Below are 633 nucleotides of genomic sequence, written 5' to 3' on the forward strand. Positions count from 1 at the left end.
CGCGGCCTTGATCGACTCTGTCACTCGGCCGGAGGATGCGCGGTGGCCCTGAACAACACGTATGACGCGAGGCTTCAGCAGGAGACGGCCGTGGGAGCGGGCGTACAGATCCTGCTGCTCGCCCTGCTCGGCACGGCCATCGGCATGGGGGTGGCCGGCTGGCTGTCGGGGCTCGCCTTCGCGTTCGCCACCTGGGCGGTGCTCTCGCGCGCCCTGCACCGCTCCGCGCTGCGCTCCTTCGGCCCGGCGAACCGGGTCACCCTCGGCCGGGCCGCCCTGGTCGGCGGGGTCACCGCGCTGGTCGCGGACTCCTTCCAGAGCGCGCCGCCGGTAACCCTCCTGGTCGGCCTCACGGCCGTAGCCCTCCTCCTGGACGGCGTCGACGGCAAGGTCGCCCGTCGCACGGGCACGTGCAGCGCGCTGGGCGCCCGCTTCGACATGGAGGTGGACGCCTTCCTCATCCTGGTCCTCAGCGTCTACGTCTCCACTCTTCTGGGCCCCTGGGTCCTCCTCATCGGCGCGATGCGCTACGCCTTCGTGGCCGCCGCCCACTTCGCCCCCTGGCTCAACGCCCCCCTGCCCCCGTCCTTCGCCCGCAAAACAGTCGCCGCCGTCCAGGGCATGGCCCTCCTC

At 72.5% G+C, this 633-nt stretch carries 1 protein-coding gene; it reads left to right on the forward strand.

Annotated features, from left to right (window positions below; genetic code table 11):
- Positions 1-42: 42 nt before the first annotated feature.
- Positions 43-633, forward strand: a 591-nt coding sequence (locus CCN33_RS30540; RefSeq protein WP_086696509.1) for a CDP-alcohol phosphatidyltransferase family protein, incomplete at its 3' end; no start/stop codon positions are given.

This window comes from Streptomyces recifensis (assembly GCF_002154615.1).
Classification (GTDB): Bacteria; Actinomycetota; Actinomycetes; order Streptomycetales; family Streptomycetaceae; genus Streptomyces; species Streptomyces griseoluteus.